The organism is Rhodococcus parequi (genome assembly GCF_046042785.1).
Taxonomy (GTDB): domain Bacteria; phylum Actinomycetota; class Actinomycetes; order Mycobacteriales; family Mycobacteriaceae; genus Prescottella; species Prescottella parequi.
On record NZ_JBDLNV010000008.1, the window covers coordinates 121,509 to 141,379 of the forward strand.

Below are 19,871 nucleotides of genomic sequence, written 5' to 3' on the forward strand. Positions count from 1 at the left end.
CCGCCTGCCTCCCTGTCGGGACGACGATCGGGTTTATTCGACCGTGATCGAAAGATAAACCAGTTCACATCGCCGTGTCCTCGTTTTCGTTACCCCAACTGGGCAGCTGTCCAGGATGCCGGGAAATTCACCCGTTCCCTCACCCTCGGGGCCGCCGGGGCGAGACGATCACGCCGTGGCCTCCGGCCGCACACCGCGGTTCTCGACCCGGCCGGCACCCCGCGCGCGACCTGCCGCGTCCAGCCTGTTTGCATCGCTTCGGGATCAGTGAAGCCGGTCAAAGTGGGGGGTTGTGCCCCGAGAACCGCGGCCCCACGGGCACCGCTGAAGGTGAAGCCCTCGACGGTCAGCGGGATGTTACTCACCATCGCGTGAATGACGCGGGACATGTCGCGTTCGTATCGGATCCGCCTGTAGATCCAGGACGACTTCGATCGGGCCCCAATAGACCAGCGAGCCGTCCTGTTGCTCGTCGTGCTCTCGCAGATACAGGGTCGAGCGCATCGGCCGTTGCAGCGAGGACGACATCGTCGACGGCCACGCATGGTGCGCCCGTCTTGATGCAGGCAATCTGCTTGGAGGACAGTGTGGTCGAGCGAATGGATGCCCGCCCGCTAGTCACGGCATTGAACGGGTCGCCGGGTACGATTTCCCGCCGCGAAGGCCACCACGGCAGCTCGCGCCGAAGCGTGGTGCCCGGGAACAGACATGATGTTCGTAGTTGGCGGGGCGTGCGCCAATCGGATTCCATGGAATCCCTACTCTGGGAGGCTGGGTCGCGACGCACCGAGGGGCCGGCGCCGTGGAGTGTCGGAGGACAATGACGGGGCCGGATCCATGACCGCGAGCCCGTCGACCGCGCCATGATAGACCTCGCCTCGAGCCCCACCGCTGCCACCGGTCGCTCGTGAATGTCGAAACCGGTAACCCCTGTGAAGACGTGCAGTTCCCACGACAGTCCGAACAGATCGATGTGGGGAGGCGAGCGCCTCTTCGAGAATCGAACCGATTCCGTTCCAGCCCGGTTGCGAGGACTCGCGAACACGGACGCGGTTACGTAGGTCGCCATCTTTCGCGGGCCGCCCATGCAGAGTTACGATTCCGGGTGGCGATCGTGCGTTCGCAGAGGCAAACGTACGATGGTTGCGCAGCCCGGCTCGCATCCGTTTGCAATTTTATGCGTCGGTGACTAGAGCGGCAGGTACAGAGCCCGCGTCGAACAGGTGTATGACGACGAGATGCTTGAGGCTTCCATCACACTCATTTTCGACGGACTACACGTCCCGAGAAGCTCCATCCGTTCGATCCATGACTCGAATCCCGCGTCACCGGCCACTGCATTTCGTCCACGCTCCCCTCCCCGCGAGCCCCGCAAAGAAACGCCGAGACCGCAGGCCCTCGAGGGCGCCTACGGTCTCGGCGTTTCAGCCTGCGCTCACTTGTTTTCGAGCGCCAGGCTTCCAAGCGCCGTAAGGCCGAACAGACCACCGGCCCAGTTGAGCATCTGATTGACGTACTTCTGCAACATCGCGGTTCCCCTTTAGACAGGCAGCGGAGCTGCGAGGGACAGAGCATTGAGGTAGGAAGCGATCACTCCCACCAGGTCGATCGAGCCGAAGCCGATCAGTTCGGAGCTGTAGGTCAACGACAGGTCCATTCCATTCTCCTTTGAATTACGCGCCGCTGACAGATCCGATGGCGTCCTGCAAGCTGCCGTCCACGACGGCCGAGCCTGCGGGCCAGAGCGCGATGACGTTGCCGACGAAGTCGAAGAACGAATCGGCGAGGGCCTGCACAGGCCCGTCGAAGGTCGGGCCGACGCTGAACAAATAGAGCGGGTTGAGGTCGACGCTCGTGAGGAGATCGACGAGGCTACCGGTATTCACAGTACTTCCTCTCCTTGAAGGTTAAGTTGTCAGAGCGGGGGGATTTCCCAGGTTCCATCCACCGAGTAGGCGAACGGCGCGAAAAGAAGACCCGCCACGAGCGGGCCGAGCCCCCCGAGAAGGGGCGACAGCGAACCGAGCGTCATTTCATACTCCTAACTGATGCGTCAATGACCGGATTTTGGCGCCGCGGGGTCAACTACCGCTGACGACATCGTCCAACGAGCCAAACAACCCGACGAACCCTGGTGTCACGGAACCTGTAAAAACGGCATCGACCAGGTTCTGAAGCAATGCAGTCGTCGCCTGCAGGAACGAAACGCTCATGCTTTAACTCCCCTCTCCTTGGTTGTTCACACGATTTCGAGGGTGCCCTCGAAATCGAATCTCCCACTCCAGCCACGACACCCACGTCGCTTAGCGTTGAAGTGCCGACAAAGCATAACTAGCCGAAACGTACATTGACCACTATTCGGAGAAACTTTCCTATCGCAGATCCTGGCAGTAGAACATACCTCAGGAGCAAAAACGGAAGCCCCCATTGGGCAACCGAAATCGGATCTGAATTGTCGACGGACCAGCCGGAAACATGGTGGTAGTTCCGGTCCGGCCGATTGTCCAAGCAAACAACGCGCGGGGCTCTCACTCCAACGCATCCGCCGCCAGTTCCCTACTCCCTGCTCGTTCCCACTCGGACTCCGGCACACCGTCGCCGATCGCCGGAACCGACCCCCATGTTGCGATGCAAATGCGACCGCACCAGTACGAGTTTCAACCCATCGAATCCTCACACTCAGGACACGAATCTATGTGGAGGTGGTCACACTTGGATAGCGTTTCGCAAAGATCGAACAAACTCACATGAAACACACCTCCACTGGAGAATCGTCCACGGGAACGTATGTCCGACGATGACGTCCAAGTGCGCTGCCCGCCGATCGGCTCGCCAAGGCCTCCCACACACGGCGGTCACCGGCCCAGGATTCCGACACTCACATTGGAGGGCGTCGCAAAATCGTTGAGCGAGACACGGACGGGGTGCGGGCGCGGATCTGCGCCGCACCCGCACCCCGTCATGCCCACCCGCTAGGGATCAGCCCGCGCCGGCTCAGGAGTGCAGGACTCCCGCACCGGCATTCAGAACCGGGAACGCCCCGGCCCCGGAGGTGGACGGGAACTGGACATCGGTCGGCAGGCAGCTCGTGGGTGCGGTGACCGTTCCGTAGATCGGCACACCGGTGACAGTGGAGTCGAAGGCGTAGAAGTTGCCCGCGTCGTCGCCGTACTTCCCCTCGTTCTGGGTTGCGGCAGTGCCGTTTCCTCCGTTGCCAGTGGAGAACTTGGGAGCAACCGTAGATCCCTGGATGACGGTCAAGGTCGGCGGCGTGAAGACTGCGCCCGCGGCAACATTGGGAATGGCGATCTCGATGATGGCGTTCCCCGTCGGCGTGCTCGTCTTCTTGGTTGCGGTCGCCGTACCCGTGTAGCCCGATCCGCCCGACAGAGAGTGCGAAACATACGTGCTGCCGTCGACCTGGACGCGAATCTTCATGTTGGAAAGACCAGTCACTGTGTAACCGAAGGCCGACGTGGGGACCGTTTGCGAGGCGATAGAGACTGCAAACGACTGGTTCGCACCTGACAGCTGATGGTTGACCGTCACGCCATACGACTGGGCCTGATCCTGCGAGATGTACGGGAAGGTGGTCTGGGTCCCATTGCAGGACATAGAGAAGTTGGTCGTGGTCGACCCAATCGTTGCCGAAGCTGCAGGAGCGACGCTCAGAGCGATTCCGGCGGATGCCGCCACGGCGCAGAGTGCGATAGGCAGCTTCCGGTTGATCTTGGACATGCGATCTCCTTCGTTCTGGGTTGGTGATCGATCCTTGATGTCGCCGACTTCCGGAGGGTCAAACTTCTGGTCGCCTTCGGCTGAGTCAGCGATTCCTCCACTCGAGGTTGGGTGTTCGGTCGATCATTGACTGGGTCACGGATTCGACCAAAACTGTTCTTCGAGAGACTGTTTCGTGATCTCCAGGTGGAGTGCGACAGACGCTAGACGCCTGGAGCCCACTAACCCAGCGATCGTTTCGAAAATGACAAGGATTCACGCCGTACGCGTCGCAGACGAGAGTTCGTCTACACCGAACCCGCAGGTATGACAGATCGTCCACCCCTCGTCGGCCGGATCGGATGGTCACGGAAACAGCGCACACCGCTAGACCCATCACGGATCGTCATCGGCGACAGCCAGGCGATCTCACACACGTCACGGCGTGGTTCTTCGCCCATACCGGCCGGAAGGATCGTTGGTCATCGACCCCGAGCACGCCTTGAGCCACTCGTCCGTCTCCGCTCACCGAGCCTGGAGCTGTCCGCGCGGGCTCGATCAGAAAAGACAAGCACCGCATGGAATCCGGTCGAGGAGGCATTCCCCGGGCCGCCACCTCCCAGTGACGCCCTTCTAGCTGGCCAAACGCAAACAGCCGGTCCGGTACGTATCTGGAACGTCGTCGTGTGAGTCGCTTTGTCGCGAATAATCGGACGTCCAACCAGATGACAAATCTGATCAAACACCCGAACACACGCAGCCAGTCGGCCTACCGTATGCGCCATGGGGAGAACATCGGGTGTCTCGTCGTCGCACGGAGAGCCACTGAACGCCGTGGATCGCTTCTTGATCGATGCCCTCGTGCAGAACGGCCGTGTCCCCTTCACCACCCTCGCAGCCCAGGTCGGCGTCTCGGGCACCACCGTGTGCCGGCGCCTCGCGGCGCTCGAACAGCGCGGCGTGATCCGCGGCTACACCGTGGTGGTCGATTCCGGGGCCCTCGGAGAGCCCACCACCGCCCTGTTCAGCATCAAACCGCGGGCGCAGGCACCCGCGGGGCGATCGATTGCCGACAGGCTGCGCCGGTTGCCGCAGATCACTGCGAGTTTCATCATGTCTGGCGATCGGCCGAACATTGCGGTCGGCCGGTTTACGAGTCCGGAGGCGGCGGAGTCCCTGGCCGCCCGACTCCGGGACGATCTGTGTGCCCGGGTGAACATCGACTTCGTCCTGAAGACCCGATTCGGCGACGCCGTCTGGTCACCCGATTCGTCGGCTGCCCCGGCGCTGCGGGACACCGATCGGACCCTGATCGACCTCCTCATGGTGGACGGGCGCGCGTCACTCGATTCTCTGGCCAAGAAGACGCACCTCTCCAAGTCCACGGTGCACAAACGCCTCCAAGTGCTCCAGGAACGCGGGGTAATCCGCGGCTACACCACGCTGGTCGATTCCGGAGCACTCGGGTTGCCCGTCACCGCCGTCTTCGCCATCAAGTCGAACGCCGCGACGGCCGTCGAACCGTCGAAGTTCGGCAAGCTGCACGGCTTCCCCGAGATAGGGACCTGCTACACACTGTCCGGCCGCAGATCGTCCGTGGCCGTCGGCACGTATCGGGACATCGCCGCCGCCCGCACCGCGGCCGACCGGCTCGGCGAGCAACTGCACACCGTCGTGAACGTCGACTTCGTGCTGGCCACCGACTTCGATCGGCACCAGTGGCCCCGACGCAGCGGCGGCGGGCAACAATGTCCCTATGACGAAGCACCCGGTCACCTCCAGCCCGTCCGATGATCCCCACCTCTGGCTCGAGGACGTCACCGGCGGCGACGCGCTCGCCTGGGTCCGCGAGCACAACGACAAGACCGTGGCCGACTTCGCCGGCACCACCGCGTTCGAGCAGCTCGAGTCGAAGGTTCGCGCCATCCTCGACACCGACGCGCGCATCCCGTACTCGCGCCGCCGCGGCGAGTACCTCTACAACTTCTGGCGCGACGCCGACCACGTGCGTGGGCTGTGGCGGCGGACCACGATGGACCAGTTCCGCCGCGACACCCCCGAGTGGGAGATCCTCGTCGACGTCGACGAGCTCGCCGACCGCGAGGGCGAGAACTGGGTGTGGTCGGGTGCGCAGGTGCTGCGGCCCGAACAGCACCTGGCGCTGATCAGCCTGTCCCGCGGCGGCGCCGATGCCGTCGTGGTGCGCGAATTCGATCTCGAGTCATTGACATTCAAGGACGCCGCCGACGGCTTCCGCATCGAGGAGGCCAAGACCGACATCGGCTGGATCGACTCCGAGAGCGTCTTCGTCGGAACCGATTTCGGCGACGGCACGCTCACCGACTCCGGCTACCCGCGTCTGGCGAAGCGGTGGCGCCGCGGCACACCGCTGGCCGACGCCGTCACGGTGTTCGAGGGTGAGCAGACCGACGTCGCGATCTCCGCGTGGCACGACAGCACCCCCGGGTTCGAGCGCAGCTTCGTCGAACGGGCCGTCGACTTCTACACGTCGCAGCGCTTCCAACTGCTCGACGACGGTTCACTGGTGCGCATCGACACCCCCGAGGACGCCCGCGTCTCCGCGTACCGGGAGTGGCTACTGGTGCGCCCGCGCTCGCCGTGGACCGTCGGCGACGCCACCTACCCGGCCGGGTCGCTGCTGGCCGCGAAGTACGACGACTTCCTCGCCGGCTCTCGCGAGCTCACCGTGCTGTTCGAGCCCGACGAGCACACGTCGCTCGAGCAGTACTCGTGGACCCGCAACCACCTGCTGATGGTGACGCTCTCCGACGTCCAGTCCCACGTCCACGTCCTCACCCCGGGCGAGAACGGCTGGGAGACAACACCGCTGGAGGGCCTCCCGGAGCTGACGTCGACGGAGATCATCGACACCGATCCGCGCGAGAGCGACGACTTCTTCCTCAACTCCAGCGGATACCTCACCCCCGCGACGCTGTTCTCCGGCACCGTCGGCGGACCGCTCGAGGCGCTCAAGTCGGCACCGGCGTTCTTCGATACCACCGGACTGGCCGTCGCCCAGCACTTCGCCGAGTCCGACGACGGCACCCGCATCCCCTACTTCGTGGTGCGGCGCGAGGGCGCGCCCGCGGGTCCGACGCTGCTGTACGGCTACGGCGGTTTCGAGAACTCGATGACGCCCGGCTACAGCGGCATCAACGGCACCGCGTGGCTGCAGCGCGGCGGCACCTACGTGGTGGCGAACATTCGCGGCGGCGGCGAGTACGGGCCGCAGTGGCACACGCAGGCGGTGCGCGAGGGTCGGCACAAGGTCTACGAGGACTTCGCCGCGGTGGCCCGCGATCTCGTCGACTGCGGCATCACCACGCCGCAGCAACTCGGCGCGCAGGGCGGCAGCAACGGTGGCCTGCTGATGGGCGTCATGCTCACCAAGTACCCGGAGCTGTTCGGCGCCATCGTGTGCCAGGTGCCGCTGCTCGACATGAAGCGCTACCACCTGCTGCTCGCGGGCGCGTCGTGGATGGCCGAGTACGGCGACCCCGACAACGCCGACGACTGGGCGTTCATCTCCGAATACTCGCCGTACCAGAACACCAGCGCCACAGCGGTATACCCGCCGATCCTCATCGCCACGTCCACCCGCGACGACCGCGTCCACCCCGGGCACGCCCGGAAGATGGCCGCGCGGCTCGAGGAGGAGGGCCACGACGTCCACTACTACGAGAACATCGAGGGCGGGCACGGCGGCGCTGCAGATAATGCGCAGGCCGCGTTCAAGTCGGCGCTCACCTACACGTTCCTGTGGGACAAGCTCGCCCGATGAGCTCCCGACGTCGCATCGGCGCGGTCGCGGTACTCGCCGCCGCCGTACTGCTCGGTCTCACGCCGACCGCCTGGGCGGGCGGCATCCCGAACTCGGCTGCCCTGCAACCGGCGTCGGGCGCGCACATCACCCGGGTCGAGAACATCACCGACCGCTGGGTGCGGGTGTTCGTGGACTCGCCCGCGATGCAGTCGGAGCAGGAGGTGCAGGTGCTGCTGCCGCGCGACACCTCCGTGCCGCGGCCGAGCCTGTACCTGCTCGACGGCCGGTCCGCCGAACCCGGCCTGAGCACGTGGACCACGCACGGCGGTGCGGTGCAGTTCTTCGAGGACAAGCCGGTGAACGTCGTCATGACCACCGGCGGGCGCGCCGGGTACTACACCGACTGGGACCGGCCCGACCCCGTCCTCGGCACCAACCAGTGGGAGACGTTCCTGACCCGGGAGCTGCCCCCGCTGATCGACGACCGGTTCGGCGGCAACGGCATCCGTTCGATCGCCGGGCTGTCGATGGGCGCGCAGTCCGCGATGATGCTGGCGATGCGCTCGCCCGGCCTGTATCGCGGTGTCGCCGCCTACAGCGGCTGCTACGAATCCGCCACCACCCTGGGCCAGGCGCAGATGGCGTCGACCGTGACCATCGAGCGCGGCGGCATCGAGAACATGTGGGGCCGGTTCGACGACCCGAAGTGGGCCGAGCACGACGTCCTCCTGGGAGCCGAGAAGCTGCGCGGCACCACGCTGTACGTCTCCACCGGCACCGGTGTGCCCGGACCGCACGAGACCCTCGACAACCCCGACCTGGTTGCGCACGTGGTGCGCGGCGGACCGGTGGAGGCCGGCAGTAACTTCTGCACCCGCCGGCTCGACGACCGCCTACGCGCACTCGGCATCCCGGCCACGATCGTCTACCACCCCGTGGGTGTGCACGCGTGGACGTACTGGCGCGACGAACTGGCCAGGTCGTGGCCGACACTCGGGGCCTCCCTGGACATCTGAACCCCGACAGAGGAAGGCAGCCCCGGCGCGATTGCGCCGGGGCTGCCTTTCGAAGCTCAGGGTGGAGACTAGCTCAGCGAGCTCAGCGAGCCGGTGTCCAGCGAGCCGGAGGCTGCGCCGCCGCCGGTGCTGCCCGAGCTGAGGCTGTTGAGCGCGGACACGAGGGACTTGACCGCATCGAGGATGGCGATGATCTCAGACGAACCCATGGGGACTCCTGCAATTGCTGTGTGGTGGTACGCCCCTGATCGAAGCGCTGCGGTCAATATAACGGTGCGGATACAGGAATGCACCGGATTGACGCATTAACACGGGATGAAAATCCAGGGTGATGTCAGCAGTGGTCACGGATCCATTCGGTGATGCGGTCCACGGTGGTATCGGGGGTGCTGATCCACCCGTTGTGCCCCAACGGTTCGGGCTGGTGCCACACGGTCACCTCGGAACCCGACAATTTGTCCAAAAGATTGGCGGACGCGCTGCGCGGCGCCAAGTCGTCGCCCTCGATCGAAATGGACAGCACCGGGAGTTTCAGGCGTCCGATCCGCTCCTCGTAATCGATGTCCGCGCCCGTCGGTTCGATGCGCCCACTGCGCGCGAACCGCGACCAGTCCGAGATCAACACCCTCGACTGCCGACCGAAGCCGCCCACGTCCAGCCGGTCCCCCGGCCAGAAGCCGGCGACGCTCGCGGTGATCGACATGGCTGCCGAGCCCAGCAGCACACCCGGAGAACGGGTTCCGGGAAATCCTCGGTAATAGGGCGAACCGGACGCAACCAGGATCAGCCCGCCCAGCCTCCCGCGGATCCGGGACGCGTACATCACCCCGAGTTGCCCACCCATGCTGTGCCCCAGCAGGAACGGTGTACTGGAGTCGAACCGCTCCCGGACCGCCTCGAACATCGCCGGCAGGTCCACCGACACCAACTCCTGGTAGCCGAACGTGCTCGACGCGCTCGGCCGCGGCCGACTGTCCCCCTGCCCGCGCAGTTCGCACGTGGCCGCACAGAAGCCGTGATCGACAATCGAATTGGCGAACCTGTCGTAGAAGGCGGCGGGGATTCCCAGCCCCGGGACGATCACGACGACGGGCGCACCCTCGGGTCCGGGGAACAACCGGACCGGCGTCGTCGTCCCGTCGGGCATCTGGATCGGCACGGTCTCCACCACGAGTTCGAGCCTATGCCCCGAGACGAAAGATCAGGGTGCAGATCGGGGGGAATCCCGATGGTGACGCGGCCCGCCGCGCACCAGACTCGATGCCATGACCACCAGCGAATCGCCCCGCCCGTTCGTCCGCTCCAGCAGCCAGCGCATGCTCTCCGGCGTGTGCGGCGGCATCGCCGAATACTTCGGCATCGACGCCAACCTCGTCCGCGTGGCCGCCGTCCTCGGTGCGTTCCTCTCGTTCGGTACCGTCGCGCTGATCTACCTCGCGGCCTGGATGATCATGCCCAGCGAGTGATGCAGAAATGCGAGAAGCCCGGGACACCGTGAAGGTGTCCCGGGCTTCTTCGTGCTACCTGAGCTCAGGCGTTCCGATCGTCAGATCAGAAGTCCATGCCGCCCATGCCACCGGTCGGGTCGCCCATCGGAGCAGCGGCCTTCTCCGGCTTGTCGGCGACGACAGCCTCGGTGGTCAGGAACAGAGCCGCGATGGACGCAGCGTTCTGCAGCGCCGAGCGGGTGACCTTGACCGGGTCGTTGATGCCCGCAGCGAGCAGGTCCTCGTACTCACCGGTGGCGGCGTTCAGGCCGCTGCCGGCGGGCAGGTTGCGAACCTTCTCCGCGACGACGCCGGGCTCGAGGCCGGCGTTGAACGCGATCTGCTTGAGCGGAGCCTCGAGGGCAACCTTGACGATGTTGGCACCGGTGGCCTCGTCGCCCTCGAGCTTCAGGTCGTCCAGGACCGGAGCGGACTGCAGCAGAGCCACGCCACCACCGGCGACGATGCCCTCCTCGACGGCAGCCTTCGCGTTGCGGACGGCGTCCTCGATGCGGTGCTTGCGCTCCTTGAGCTCCACCTCGGTGGCAGCGCCGGCCTTGATGACGGCAACGCCACCGGCCAGCTTGGCCAGGCGCTCCTGCAGCTTCTCGCGGTCGTAGTCCGAATCCGACGCCTCGATCTCGGCGCGGATCTGGTTGACGCGACCGGCGATGGCGTCGGCGTCGCCGGCACCCTCGACGATGGTGGTCTCGTCCTTGGTGACGACGACCTTGCGGGCGCGGCCCAGCAGCTCGATGCCGGCGGTCTCGAGGGACAGGCCGACCTCTTCGCTGACGACCTCGCCACCGGTGAGGATGGCGATGTCGGCGAGCTGCGCCTTGCGGCGGTCACCGAAGCCCGGAGCCTTGACGGCGACGGACTTGAAGGTGCCACGGATCTTGTTGACGACCAGGGTCGACAGGGCCTCGCCCTCGACGTCCTCGGCGATGATCAGCAGCGGCTTACCGGCCTGGATGACCTTCTCCAGCAGCGGCAGCAGGTCCTTGACCGTCGAGATCTTGGAGCTGACGAGCAGGATGTACGGATCCTCGAGGACCGCTTCCTGACGCTCGGCGTCGGTCGCGAAGTACAGCGAGATGTAGCCCTTGTCGAAGCGCATACCCTCGGTGAGCTCGAGCTGCAGGCCGAAGGAGTTGGACTCCTCGACGGTGATGACGCCTTCCTTGCCGACCTTGTCCATCGCCTCGGCGATGAGCTCGCCGATCGTGGAGTCGCCCGCCGAGATACCGGCGGTGGCAGCGATCTGCTCCTTGGTCTCGACCTCCTTGGCGGTGTCGAGCAGCTTGGCGGTGACGGCCTCGACGGCCTTCTCGATGCCGCGCTTCAGACCCAGCGGGTTGGCGCCGGCAGCGACGTTGCGCAGGCCCTCGCGGACGAGCGCCTGAGCCAGGACCGTAGCCGTCGTGGTGCCGTCACCAGCGACGTCGTCGGTCTTCTTGGCGACCTCCTTGACCAGCTCGGCGCCGATCTTCTCGTAGGGGTCCTCGAGCTCGATCTCCTTGGCGATGGAAACACCGTCGTTGGTGATCGTGGGGGCGCCCCACTTCTTCTCCAGCACGACGTTGCGACCCTTGGGTCCCAGCGTCACCTTGACGGCGTCAGCGAGGCTGTTCAGGCCACGCTCGAGGCCGCGACGTGCCTCTTCGTCGAACGCGATGATCTTGGCCATTGCGAAGTGATCCTCCGGATTGGGGGTGACACACGGAGGCGATCGCTCGTCGGATCGCCCCATTTACGCTTCCGGCCAGGCTCGGTGCCCGCGACGGACGACCAGGGGTGTCTAGGTACCCGGTCTCACCGTCCCGACCTGGCACTCACGTGTCGCGAGTGCCAAGTGCCTTTTTAGCACTCGCCGGGGGTGAGTGCAACGTCCGGGAGGGGCCTTCGCGGTCACGAATGGGGCGCCCGATCGTTACCGACCGAGGCAGGTCTGCCCGGTCTTCAGATTCCACGCGAACGACAACGGACCCATGCAGTCGACGCCGCTCTGCTCGGCCGTCGCACCCGAGCCCCAACCGGCGATCGCGAACGTCGCGTAACCGTCGTCGGCCCACGAGTGCGCGATACCGCCACCGATCGCCAGCGCGAGCGACTGACCGTTGCCACGCGACGCACTCAGCGCGGTGCCGAAACCGGTCGCGAGGCTGTTGGACGAGCCCAGGTCCTGCGCGACGGAGACGGCGGTGCCGCTGTCCATCGCGGCGGAGCGGGCCACGCCCTGCTCGAAGGCCTGCGCGCCGCAGCTCGCGAACTCCGAGACCTGGATGTCGTTGGGCGCCATCGGCGAGGTGCACACGACGGGAGCAGCCGACGCGGAACCCGCACCGATCAGCGAAATACCCGCTGCCAGACCGATTCCCGCGACAGCGGCGGCCGCCGTCCGAGTCATCCGTCGACCGAGGTTCGAGATCGCACCGAAGCGGGAAATGGTCGACATGCAGACTCCTTCACGAGCGGGAAAGCAGAGAGCTGAGCGTGCCCGGAACAGTACCCGCCGGAGCCCGGGATGCCCGGGATTTCGATAGCAGGCCGAAGAAGCTCGGCGCGTCACCCCAGCCGATCCAGCAGCCCCGGCAGATCCGCCACCGAATCGAGGATGTGGTCGGGCCGATCCACCGCCAGATCGAGGACCGGCTGACGGAACTTTCCGGTGCGCACCAGCACACCGGCCATACCGACCCGTTGCGCCGGCAGCACGTCGCTGCGGAAGTCGTCGCCCACCATCACCGTCGACGCCGGATCCGCCCCCATCAGTTCGGCCGCGGTGAGGAACCCCGCGAGCGACGGTTTGCCCACCGACACGATGCGCGACCCCGACGCGTCCTCGAGCCCGGGCAGGTAGGCGCCGGTGTCGAGCCGCAGCCCGTCCGACTCGGACCACATCAGTGCGCGATGCATCGCGACGACCGGCACCCCGGACACCATCAGGTCCAGTACCCGGCTGAGCGCCTCGTGGGTGAACTCCGGGCCCGCGCCGCCGATCACGACCACCTGTGGATCGACGTCGTCGAACTCGACGTCCGGCATGTCCGCGCGGATGTCACCGTGGTTGAGCAGCAGCACCCGCGCTCCGGGATACGTGGACCTCAGATACTCGGTGGTGAGCCGGGCGGCCGTCACGATCTCCTCGGGCCGGACGTCGAAGCCGGCCGCACCCAGCGTCGACGCGATCTCGTCGCAGGTCCGGGACGTCGTGTTGGTGAGGAACGCGCGCACGCCGCCGCGTCGGCGCACCTCCGCGAGCGCCTCCACGGCGCCCGGCACCGGTTTCCAGGAGGTGACGAGCACCCCGTCGATGTCGAACAGCACGCCCTCGACCCCGGTCATGATTCCGAGGGTAACCAGCGCGACCGGTCCGTGCCGCCCACCGCGGTCAGCCGCCGGAAAAGTGACCTGCTGCACAGCGGACGCTACGATCACCTGGTACGCGTGACCTCCTGTACCACCTAATCCGAAACCGGAGAGCCGACCGTGACGAACACCCTCGAAGCCAGCATCGAGATCGCCGCCACCCCGCAGGACGTGTGGACGATCGTGTCCGACCTCAAGCGGATGGGCGAGTGGAGCCCGCAGTGCCGGAAGATGCGCGTGTCCGGCGATGTCCGCGAGGGCACCAAGACGTTCAACATCAACCGCAAGGGCTTCCTCGTGTGGCCGACGACGTCCAAGGTCGTCCGCTTCGAGCCCAACAAGGCCATCGCGTTCCGGGTCAACGAGAACCGGACCATCTGGTCGTACACGCTCGAGGCCACCGAGACCGGCACCCGCGTCGTCGAACGCCGCGAAGCGCCCACCGGCACCAGCCAGGTCTCGCAGTTCCTGATCAAGACCGTGCTCGGGGGCGCCGAATCCTTCGAAGCCGACATGATCGTCGGGATGAACGCCACCCTCGCGCGCATCAAGAACGAGGCCGAGGCTCTCGCCGTCGGCTCCCGGTAGCACATCGCGACCCACCGGTTCTCGGTGGTCACGTAACCTGGGTCAGCACGCGCGGCACCCGCCGCCGTCATATCCGAACAGGTAAGAGGAGCCCGTGGCACGTCGACCGACACCCCCTGGTACCCCCCAGCCCACCGGCGTCGGCCACGTCATCGGCCTCGTCAAGGCGGCCGTCCCGCCGCTGCATCCGGCGGGTCTGCCGTTCGTGCTGACACCCCTCGCGGTCGCCGCGGTGGGACGCAACCGCAAGTGGGTGCGCCGCGCCGGGCTCGCCTCCGCGGCCGCGTGCGCCACGTTCTTCCGGCACCCGCACCGCGTTCCGCCGAACCGTCCCGGCGTCGTCGTGGCGCCGGCCGACGGTGAGGTGGCGCTCGTCGACACCGCCGTCCCCCCGGCCGAACTCGGCATGGGCGATCAGCCGCTGCCGCGGGTGAGCATCTTCCTGTCGGTGCTCGACGTGCACGTCCAGCGCACCCCCGTCGCCGGACTGGTGAAGAAGGTCGTGCACCAGCCCGGCCAGTTCCTGTCCGCCGACCTGGCCGACGCCAGCGAGGTCAACGAGCGCAACAGCATGCTGATCGAGACGCCCGACGGCCACGACGTCGCCGTCGTGCAGATCGCCGGCCTGCTCGCCCGCCGCATCGTGTGCGAGGCCAAGGAGGGCGACAAGCTCACCATCGGCGACACGTACGGACTTATCCGGTTCGGCTCCCGCGTCGACACGTACTTCCCCGCCGACACCACGCTGCTCGTCGAGCGTGGCCAGCGCACCGTGGGCGCCGAGACCGTCCTCGCGCAGCTGTCGTGAGACCGGGCCGCCCCAGCGGACGGAACGCCGTCCGATTACTGCCGAGCATGATCACGATCCTCGCGCTGTGCAGCGGGCTGTCGGCGGTGAAGTTCGCACTCGACGGTGAGCTGGGGACCGCGCTTGCGATGATCGGCGCGGCGGCCGTCCTCGATTCGCTCGACGGCCGCATCGCCCGCATGCTCGACGCCACCAGCAAGCTCGGCGCGGAACTCGATTCGCTGGCCGACGCCATCTCGTTCGGCGTCGCGCCCGCGCTCGTGCTGTACGTGACGCTGCTCGACGGCAACAACTTCGGCTGGATCATCGCGCTGCTGTTCGCCGTCAGCATCGTGCTGCGCCTGGCCCGGTTCAACACGCTGCTCGACGACGACACGGTGCCCGCCTACACGAAGGACTTCTTCGTCGGCGTGCCCGCGCCGGCCGGCGCCCTCATCGCGCTCACACCACTGGCCGTCTACATCCAGTGGGGCGACGGCTGGTGGTCGTCGATCGGCGTCGTCACCGTGTGGACGCTGCTGTCGGCGGCGCTCATCGTCAGCCGCATCCCCACCCTCGCGATGAAGTCGGTGTCGGTGCCCGGCCACATGGCCGCCGCACTGCTGGTGCTCGTCGCACTCGCCGCCGCCGCGCTCGTCACGTACCCGTACATCCTGCTGATGGTGCTCGTCGGCGTGTACCTCGTGCACATCCCCTTCGCGATCCGCTCGAAGCGGTGGGTCGCCGCCCGCCCCGAGACCTGGGACTTCAAGCCGTCCGAGCGTCGTGCCATCCGCCGCTCCCCCAACGGCAACCGCCGCTCCGCCACCCGCCTGGGCCTGCGCCGCCCGCGCTGAGCCCTCGCGTTTTGCGCACTTATCGCGGGAATCCCGGCCCCGCCCTCGCGTTGTGCGCACTTACCGCGAGGGGGTGGGGCCGGGTTTTCGCGTTGTGCGCACTTGACGCGGGAGGCGATCAGAGGTGTCGAGGCCTGGCACTTCGGGCGCGCAGCACGGCGCCGTGGATCTGATCGATCACGGCGTTCGGGTTCGCCATCATCTCCTTGGTGACGAAGTGGATCTGCCAACCGGCCTGCCGGAGCTTGTTCTGCCGGATCCGGTCCCGCGCCAGCGCCGAACCCAGCCCGTGCCACTCCCCGTCGTACTCGACGACCAGGCGCTCCTCCTCGAACCCGAAGTCGACACGCGCGACGAACTCCCCGTCGGCGTAGATGTGCAGTTGCGGTTCCGGGTGCAGGTCCGCCAGGTACATGCGCACACGCAGTTCGGACTCCGGCGGCGATTCCGCCCGCGGATCGGCCATCGCCAACGCCTCCCGCGCGCGCACGATGCCGTGATCGTGACGCCCCTCGAGATACGACGCCATGCGGGCCTCGGTCGTCAGCTTCGCCCGCAGGATCCGGTCGACGTCGGCGACGGCACGGATCAGCGGCCCCGTCGAGAGCACGTCGAACGTCATGCGTTCGGGCCGGGCGATCGCGATCTGTTCCCACGGCTCGTGGTCGCCGGGGTCGATGGCAACCCGTCGAACATTCAATCCCGGACGCCGGTTGACCCGACATCCGGGTAGCGCGATCACGTCCACCGGATCCGACGCCGACGCCAGATCGACGCCCCGTACCACCGCCGCCGATCGACCGGTGAGCACCAGCGTCCCCTCGCCGGTGAGCGCGGCCGCCCGGCACCGCAGTTCGTGGCTGACGCGCACGCCGGTCGGGCAGTAGACGCCGCGGAACAGTCGACGCACGCGTGGCCCACGAAGGTCCGACGATGTGAGTGCCCCCTCACGAATGGCATCGCGTCCGACGAACACCTCGGGCAGTTCGGGTCTCTTCCTCCTCATGACGGATCACGGTGCCCCACCGCGCCCACCACTCCTTCTCCGAAACCCGCCCGAACCCCGAGTTATCCACAGCCTCCACACTTCTCCACAGCCCGTTTCCCCCTCGCGTTGTGCGCACTTATCGCGAGAAATCCCGCCCCCGGCCCCGCGATAAGTGCGCGAAACGCGGGAGGGAGGGGCGCGCGGGCGCGATAAGTGCGCAAAACGCGGGGAGACAGGGGACGCGACGGGCCGCACTAGGCTGGACGGCGTGACCTCACCCGAACTGACGCTCACGGTCCGACTCAACACGTCCGCGGCGGACGCCCGACGCGGGGTGGTGCGCCTGCACCCGGAGGCGCTCGCGGCGCTCGGGCTGCGGGAGTGGGACGCGATCTCACTGATCGGGGCGCGCCGGACGGCGGCGGTCGCCGGCATCGCGCCGACCGGAACCCCCACCGGGACGGCACTGCTCGACGACGTCACGCTCTCGAACGCCGGTCTGCGCGAGGACGCGACCGTGGTCGTGGCGCCGGTCGCGGTGTACGGCGCCCGCACCGTCACGGTGAGCGGATCGGCGATGGCGCAGCAGTCCATCTCCGACACGACGCTGCGGCAGGCACTGCTCGGCAAGGTCCTCACCGTCGGCGACGCCGTGTCGCTGCTGCCCCGCGACCTGGGTCCCGGCACCAGCACGGCGTCGGCCGCGCAGGCCCTGTCGCGCACCTTCGGCGTCACGTGGACGTCGGAGCTGCTGACCGTCACGGGCGTCGACCCGTCGGGCGGACCGGTGAGCGTGCAACCGAACTCGGCCGTGCGCTGGGGTGCGGGTGTCACGCACGCCACGCCCGCACCGACGACGTCGGCCGCACCGACGGTGGTCGAGCCGCGGGAGGCCGACGTCGTGCCGGTCGAGGACCTCGTCGGCGCGCACGCGCAGGCCGCGAAGCTGTCCGAGTGGCTGACGCTCGCCCTCGACGAGCCGGAACTGCTGCAGAAACTCGGCGCGTCACCGCATCTCGGGGTGCTCGTCACCGGGCCGGCCGGCGTCGGTAAGTCGACGCTCGCGCGCTCGGTGCTCGCCAAGCGCCGCGTGGTCGAACTCGACGGTCCGGGAGTCGGTGCGTCCGAGGCACAGTCGCGGCTCGAGCGGGTCACCGCGGCCGTGGACGCCGTCCGCTCCGGTGGCGTGCTGCTCGTCACCGACATCGACGCGCTGCTGCCGGCCACCCGCGAACCCGTCTCGACGCTGATCCTCGACCAACTGCGCCGCGCCGTGGACACCGAGTCGGTGGCGTTCGTCGCCACCACCGCGCATCCCGAGGACCTCGACGACCGACTGCGCGCGCAGGACCTGTGCGACCGCGAGCTGTCGCTGTCGTTGCCCGACGGCGCCGGACGTCGCCAGTTCCTCGAACTGCTGCTCCGCAAGGTGCCGACCGCCGACCTGGATCTGCCCGCGATCGCGTCGCGGACACCGGGTTTCGTCGTCGCCGACCTGGCCGCACTGTGCCGGGAGGCGGCACTGCGCGCCGCGTCCCGCGCGAGCAGCGACAAGGCGGAGCCGAAGCTGACGCAGGACGACCTGGTGGGCGCGCTCGAGGTGATCCGCCCGCTGTCGCGTTCGGGCACCGAGGAACTCGCGATCGGCAGCGTCACCCTCGACGACGTCGGCGACATGGTCGAGACCAAACAGGCGCTCACCGAGGCGGTGCTGTGGCCGCTGCAGCACCCCGACTCGTTCGCGCGCCTCGGCGTCGACCCGCCGCGGGGCGTCCTGCTGTACGGTCCGCCCGGTTGCGGCAAGACGTATCTCGTTCGCGCCCTTGCCAGTTCGGGTCAGCTCAGCGTGCACGCCGTCAAGGGTGCCGAACTCATGGACAAGTGGGTGGGCTCCTCCGAGAAGGCGGTGCGCGAGCTGTTCCAGCGGGCCCGCGACTCGGCCCCGTCGCTGATCTTCCTCGACGAGGTGGACGCCCTCGCCCCGCGCCGCGGCCAGAGCTCCGACTCCGGCGTCTCCGACCGCGTCGTGGCCGCACTGCTCACCGAACTCGACGGCGTCGAACCCCTGCGCGACGTCGTGGTCCTCGGCGCCACCAACCGGCCGGACCTCATCGACCCCGCGCTGCTGCGGCCCGGACGGCTCGAGCGCCTGGTGTTCGTGCCGCCGCCGGACGCGGACGCGCGCAGGGAGATTTTGCGGACGTCGGGCAAGTCGGTGCCGCTCGCCGACGACGTGGACCTGGACGCCCTGGCTCAGGATCTCGACGGCTACTCCGCCGCGGACTGCTCGGCGCTGCTGCGCGAGGCCGCGCTCGCGGCGATGCGGCGTGACGTCGACGCCGCCGACGTCACGGCCGCCGACGTCGCCGCGGCCCGCGAGAAGGTGCGCCCCTCGCTCGATCCCGACCAGGTGGCGCACCTCAAGGCGTACGCCGAGAACCGCTGACGCACAGCCGCCCTACTGCCAGCGGGCGAGCAGTTCGTTCGCCCGCACGGCCAGGGCGGCCTGCAGCAGCGGACCGAAGCTGACCCGGCCGACGCCGAGGGCCGCGAAGTCGGCCTTGCCGCCGCGCACCGGATCGGCAATTGCGTTGACGGGCAACGGCAGTGCCGACGTGAGCTGCCGGTACACGTCGTCGCTGTGGAAGCCGACCGGGTACAGCACGTCGGCCCCGGCCTCGGCCGCCAGGGTGAGCCGGGCGATCGCCCGCTCGACGCGATCCGCCTCGTCTCCGACCTGCTTCAGGAACAGGTCGGTGCGCGCGTTGACCACCACGTGCACGCCCGCCGCGTCCGCGGCAGCGCGCAGGCCACCGACGAAGTCCGCGTGTTCCTGCGCCTCGCGCAACCGGCCGCCCTCGCTGTGCACGGTGTCCTCGATGTTGAGGCCCACCGCGCCGACCTCGACCAGACCGTCGATCAGCTGCTGCGGCTGCAGGCCGTAGCCCGCCTCGATGTCGACGGACACCGGCAGATCCACCGCCGCGGTGATCTGCGCGACGCGCGTCGTCAGCTCCGTGAACGTCATACCCTCGTTGTCGGGCCGGCCCACCGAGTCGGCGACCGGATGGCTTCCGACGGTCAGCGCCGCGAATCCCGCCTCGGCGGCGAGGTTCGCGGACCAGGCGTCCCACACCGTCGGAAGGATCACGGGGTTCCCCGGCTGGTGCAGTGCAAGCAGATCGCTCGCCTTCTGGGTGATCGCAGTCATGTGCAGTCCTCGCGTCGCGGAGTGGGAAGACCATCGTGGCACGCCGGCGGGCGTCGACCACTCC

General features: G+C 67.6%; 18 protein-coding genes. 8 read left to right on the forward strand and 10 right to left on the reverse strand.

The features are described 5' to 3' along the window. Positions 1–1,673: 1,673 nt before the first annotated feature. The 3 genes from ABEU20_RS21455 to ABEU20_RS21465 form a co-directional block, all read right to left on the reverse strand. Positions 1,674–1,886 (reverse strand): hypothetical protein, encoded by a 213-nt coding sequence (locus tag ABEU20_RS21455; protein WP_005517967.1) that lies wholly within the window; start codon positions 1,884–1,886, stop codon positions 1,674–1,676. 195 nt (positions 1,887–2,081) lie between these two features. Next, complete coding sequence (locus tag ABEU20_RS21460) at positions 2,082–2,213, reverse strand: hypothetical protein (RefSeq protein WP_260844743.1); 132 nt, start codon at positions 2,211–2,213, stop codon at positions 2,082–2,084. Between the two features lie 781 nt (positions 2,214–2,994). Then, positions 2,995–3,738 carry a hypothetical protein gene (locus ABEU20_RS21465; RefSeq protein ID WP_420166402.1) on the reverse strand — a complete coding sequence of 248 codons (744 nt, stop codon included), beginning with the start codon at positions 3,736–3,738 and terminating at the stop codon, positions 2,995–2,997. Between the two features lie 762 nt (positions 3,739–4,500). Between ABEU20_RS21465 and ABEU20_RS21470 the strand changes: the two genes are divergently transcribed. Genes ABEU20_RS21470 through ABEU20_RS21480 form a run of 3 tightly spaced genes read left to right on the forward strand, consistent with a single transcriptional unit; the run spans position 4,501 to position 8,517 of the window. Continuing rightward, positions 4,501–5,511, forward strand: a complete 1,011-nt coding sequence (locus ABEU20_RS21470) for an Lrp/AsnC family transcriptional regulator (RefSeq protein WP_420166403.1) — start codon at positions 4,501–4,503, stop codon at positions 5,509–5,511. Beyond that, entirely contained in the window at positions 5,474–7,519 is a 2,046-nt protein-coding gene (locus tag ABEU20_RS21475) for a prolyl oligopeptidase family serine peptidase (protein WP_420166404.1), read from the forward strand. Before ABEU20_RS21470 ends, ABEU20_RS21475 begins: the two co-directional genes overlap by 38 nt. Next, on the forward strand, positions 7,516–8,517 hold the full coding sequence (locus ABEU20_RS21480) for an alpha/beta hydrolase (RefSeq protein ID WP_420166405.1): 1,002 nt from the start codon (positions 7,516–7,518) through the stop codon (positions 8,515–8,517). The genes ABEU20_RS21475 and ABEU20_RS21480 overlap by 4 nt, the downstream gene beginning before the upstream one ends. A gap of 68 nt (positions 8,518–8,585) precedes the next feature. Here the strand turns inward: ABEU20_RS21480 and ABEU20_RS21485 are convergent, their stop codons facing one another. Beyond that, positions 8,586–8,726 carry a hypothetical protein gene (locus ABEU20_RS21485; protein ID WP_420166406.1) on the reverse strand — a complete coding sequence of 47 codons (141 nt, stop codon included), beginning with the start codon at positions 8,724–8,726 and terminating at the stop codon, positions 8,586–8,588. A gap of 125 nt (positions 8,727–8,851) precedes the next feature. After that, on the reverse strand, positions 8,852–9,685 hold the full coding sequence (locus ABEU20_RS21490) for an alpha/beta hydrolase family protein (protein WP_420166573.1): 834 nt from the start codon (positions 9,683–9,685) through the stop codon (positions 8,852–8,854). Between the two features lie 97 nt (positions 9,686–9,782). Here ABEU20_RS21490 and ABEU20_RS21495 point away from each other — a divergent pair, with 97 nt between their 5' ends. Next, positions 9,783–9,983: a PspC domain-containing protein gene (locus ABEU20_RS21495; RefSeq protein WP_420166407.1), complete on the forward strand. Its 201-nt coding sequence runs from the start codon at positions 9,783–9,785 to the stop codon at positions 9,981–9,983. 85 nt (positions 9,984–10,068) lie between these two features. Here ABEU20_RS21495 and groL read toward each other — a convergent pair whose 3' ends face one another. The 3 genes from groL to ABEU20_RS21510 all read right to left on the reverse strand — a co-directional run bounded on the left by groL (position 10,069) and on the right by ABEU20_RS21510 (position 13,352). Beyond that, positions 10,069–11,694 carry a chaperonin GroEL gene (gene groL / locus ABEU20_RS21500; protein WP_114718616.1) on the reverse strand — a complete coding sequence of 542 codons (1,626 nt, stop codon included), beginning with the start codon at positions 11,692–11,694 and terminating at the stop codon, positions 10,069–10,071. A gap of 243 nt (positions 11,695–11,937) precedes the next feature. Next, a complete protein-coding gene (locus ABEU20_RS21505; RefSeq protein WP_420166408.1) occupies positions 11,938–12,462 on the reverse strand; it encodes a DUF6764 family protein in 525 nt (174 codons plus the stop codon). Positions 12,463–12,572: 110 nt separating this feature from the next. Then, positions 12,573–13,352: an HAD-IIA family hydrolase gene (locus tag ABEU20_RS21510; protein WP_420166409.1), complete on the reverse strand. Its 780-nt coding sequence runs from the start codon at positions 13,350–13,352 to the stop codon at positions 12,573–12,575. A 144-nt stretch (positions 13,353–13,496) separates the two neighbouring features. Here ABEU20_RS21510 and ABEU20_RS21515 point away from each other — a divergent pair, with 144 nt between their 5' ends. From ABEU20_RS21515 to pssA, 3 genes are all read left to right on the forward strand, one after another. Further along, positions 13,497–13,964, forward strand: coding sequence for an SRPBCC family protein (locus ABEU20_RS21515; RefSeq protein WP_420166410.1), 468 nt, complete (start codon positions 13,497–13,499; stop codon positions 13,962–13,964). 94 nt (positions 13,965–14,058) lie between these two features. Then, a complete protein-coding gene (locus ABEU20_RS21520) occupies positions 14,059–14,772 on the forward strand; it encodes a phosphatidylserine decarboxylase (protein WP_420166411.1) in 714 nt (237 codons plus the stop codon). Between the two features lie 47 nt (positions 14,773–14,819). Continuing rightward, a complete protein-coding gene (gene pssA / locus ABEU20_RS21525) occupies positions 14,820–15,608 on the forward strand; it encodes a CDP-diacylglycerol--serine O-phosphatidyltransferase (RefSeq protein ID WP_420166412.1) in 789 nt (262 codons plus the stop codon). A gap of 118 nt (positions 15,609–15,726) precedes the next feature. On the opposite strand, the gene ABEU20_RS21530 is transcribed toward pssA, so the two are convergent. Next, positions 15,727–16,614, reverse strand: coding sequence for an endonuclease domain-containing protein (locus tag ABEU20_RS21530; protein ID WP_420166413.1), 888 nt, complete (start codon positions 16,612–16,614; stop codon positions 15,727–15,729). 250 nt (positions 16,615–16,864) lie between these two features. Between ABEU20_RS21530 and ABEU20_RS21535 the strand changes: the two genes are divergently transcribed. Further along, positions 16,865–19,042, forward strand: a complete 2,178-nt coding sequence (locus ABEU20_RS21535) for an AAA family ATPase (protein ID WP_420166414.1) — start codon at positions 16,865–16,867, stop codon at positions 19,040–19,042. A gap of 12 nt (positions 19,043–19,054) precedes the next feature. On the opposite strand, the gene ABEU20_RS21540 is transcribed toward ABEU20_RS21535, so the two are convergent. Further along, positions 19,055–19,807: an isocitrate lyase/PEP mutase family protein gene (locus ABEU20_RS21540; RefSeq protein WP_420166415.1), complete on the reverse strand. Its 753-nt coding sequence runs from the start codon at positions 19,805–19,807 to the stop codon at positions 19,055–19,057. Positions 19,808–19,871: the final 64 nt, after the last annotated feature.

What these genes read in the sequence shown, in the direction of transcription:
- ABEU20_RS21460 (WP_260844743.1), bottom strand. Translation starts at nt 2,213, where the DNA reads ATGAGCGTTTCGTTCCTGCAGGCGACGACTGCATTGCTTCAGAACCTG.
- ABEU20_RS21465 (WP_420166402.1), bottom strand. Translation starts at nt 3,738, where the DNA reads ATGTCCAAGATCAACCGGAAGCTGCCTATCGCACTCTGCGCCGTGGCG.
- ABEU20_RS21470 (WP_420166403.1), top strand. Translation starts at nt 4,501, where the DNA reads ATGGGGAGAACATCGGGTGTCTCGTCGTCGCACGGAGAGCCACTGAAC.
- ABEU20_RS21475 (WP_420166404.1), top strand. Translation starts at nt 5,474, where the DNA reads ATGACGAAGCACCCGGTCACCTCCAGCCCGTCCGATGATCCCCACCTC.
- ABEU20_RS21480 (WP_420166405.1), top strand. Translation starts at nt 7,516, where the DNA reads ATGAGCTCCCGACGTCGCATCGGCGCGGTCGCGGTACTCGCCGCCGCC.
- ABEU20_RS21485 (WP_420166406.1), bottom strand. Translation starts at nt 8,726, where the DNA reads ATGGGTTCGTCTGAGATCATCGCCATCCTCGATGCGGTCAAGTCCCTC.
- ABEU20_RS21495 (WP_420166407.1), top strand. Translation starts at nt 9,783, where the DNA reads ATGACCACCAGCGAATCGCCCCGCCCGTTCGTCCGCTCCAGCAGCCAG.
- groL (WP_114718616.1), bottom strand. Translation starts at nt 11,694, where the DNA reads ATGGCCAAGATCATCGCGTTCGACGAAGAGGCACGTCGCGGCCTCGAG.
- ABEU20_RS21505 (WP_420166408.1), bottom strand. Translation starts at nt 12,462, where the DNA reads ATGTCGACCATTTCCCGCTTCGGTGCGATCTCGAACCTCGGTCGACGG.
- ABEU20_RS21510 (WP_420166409.1), bottom strand. Translation starts at nt 13,352, where the DNA reads ATGACCGGGGTCGAGGGCGTGCTGTTCGACATCGACGGGGTGCTCGTC.
- pssA (WP_420166412.1), top strand. Translation starts at nt 14,820, where the DNA reads ATGATCACGATCCTCGCGCTGTGCAGCGGGCTGTCGGCGGTGAAGTTC.
- ABEU20_RS21530 (WP_420166413.1), bottom strand. Translation starts at nt 16,614, where the DNA reads ATGAGGAGGAAGAGACCCGAACTGCCCGAGGTGTTCGTCGGACGCGAT.
- ABEU20_RS21540 (WP_420166415.1), bottom strand. Translation starts at nt 19,807, where the DNA reads ATGACTGCGATCACCCAGAAGGCGAGCGATCTGCTTGCACTGCACCAG.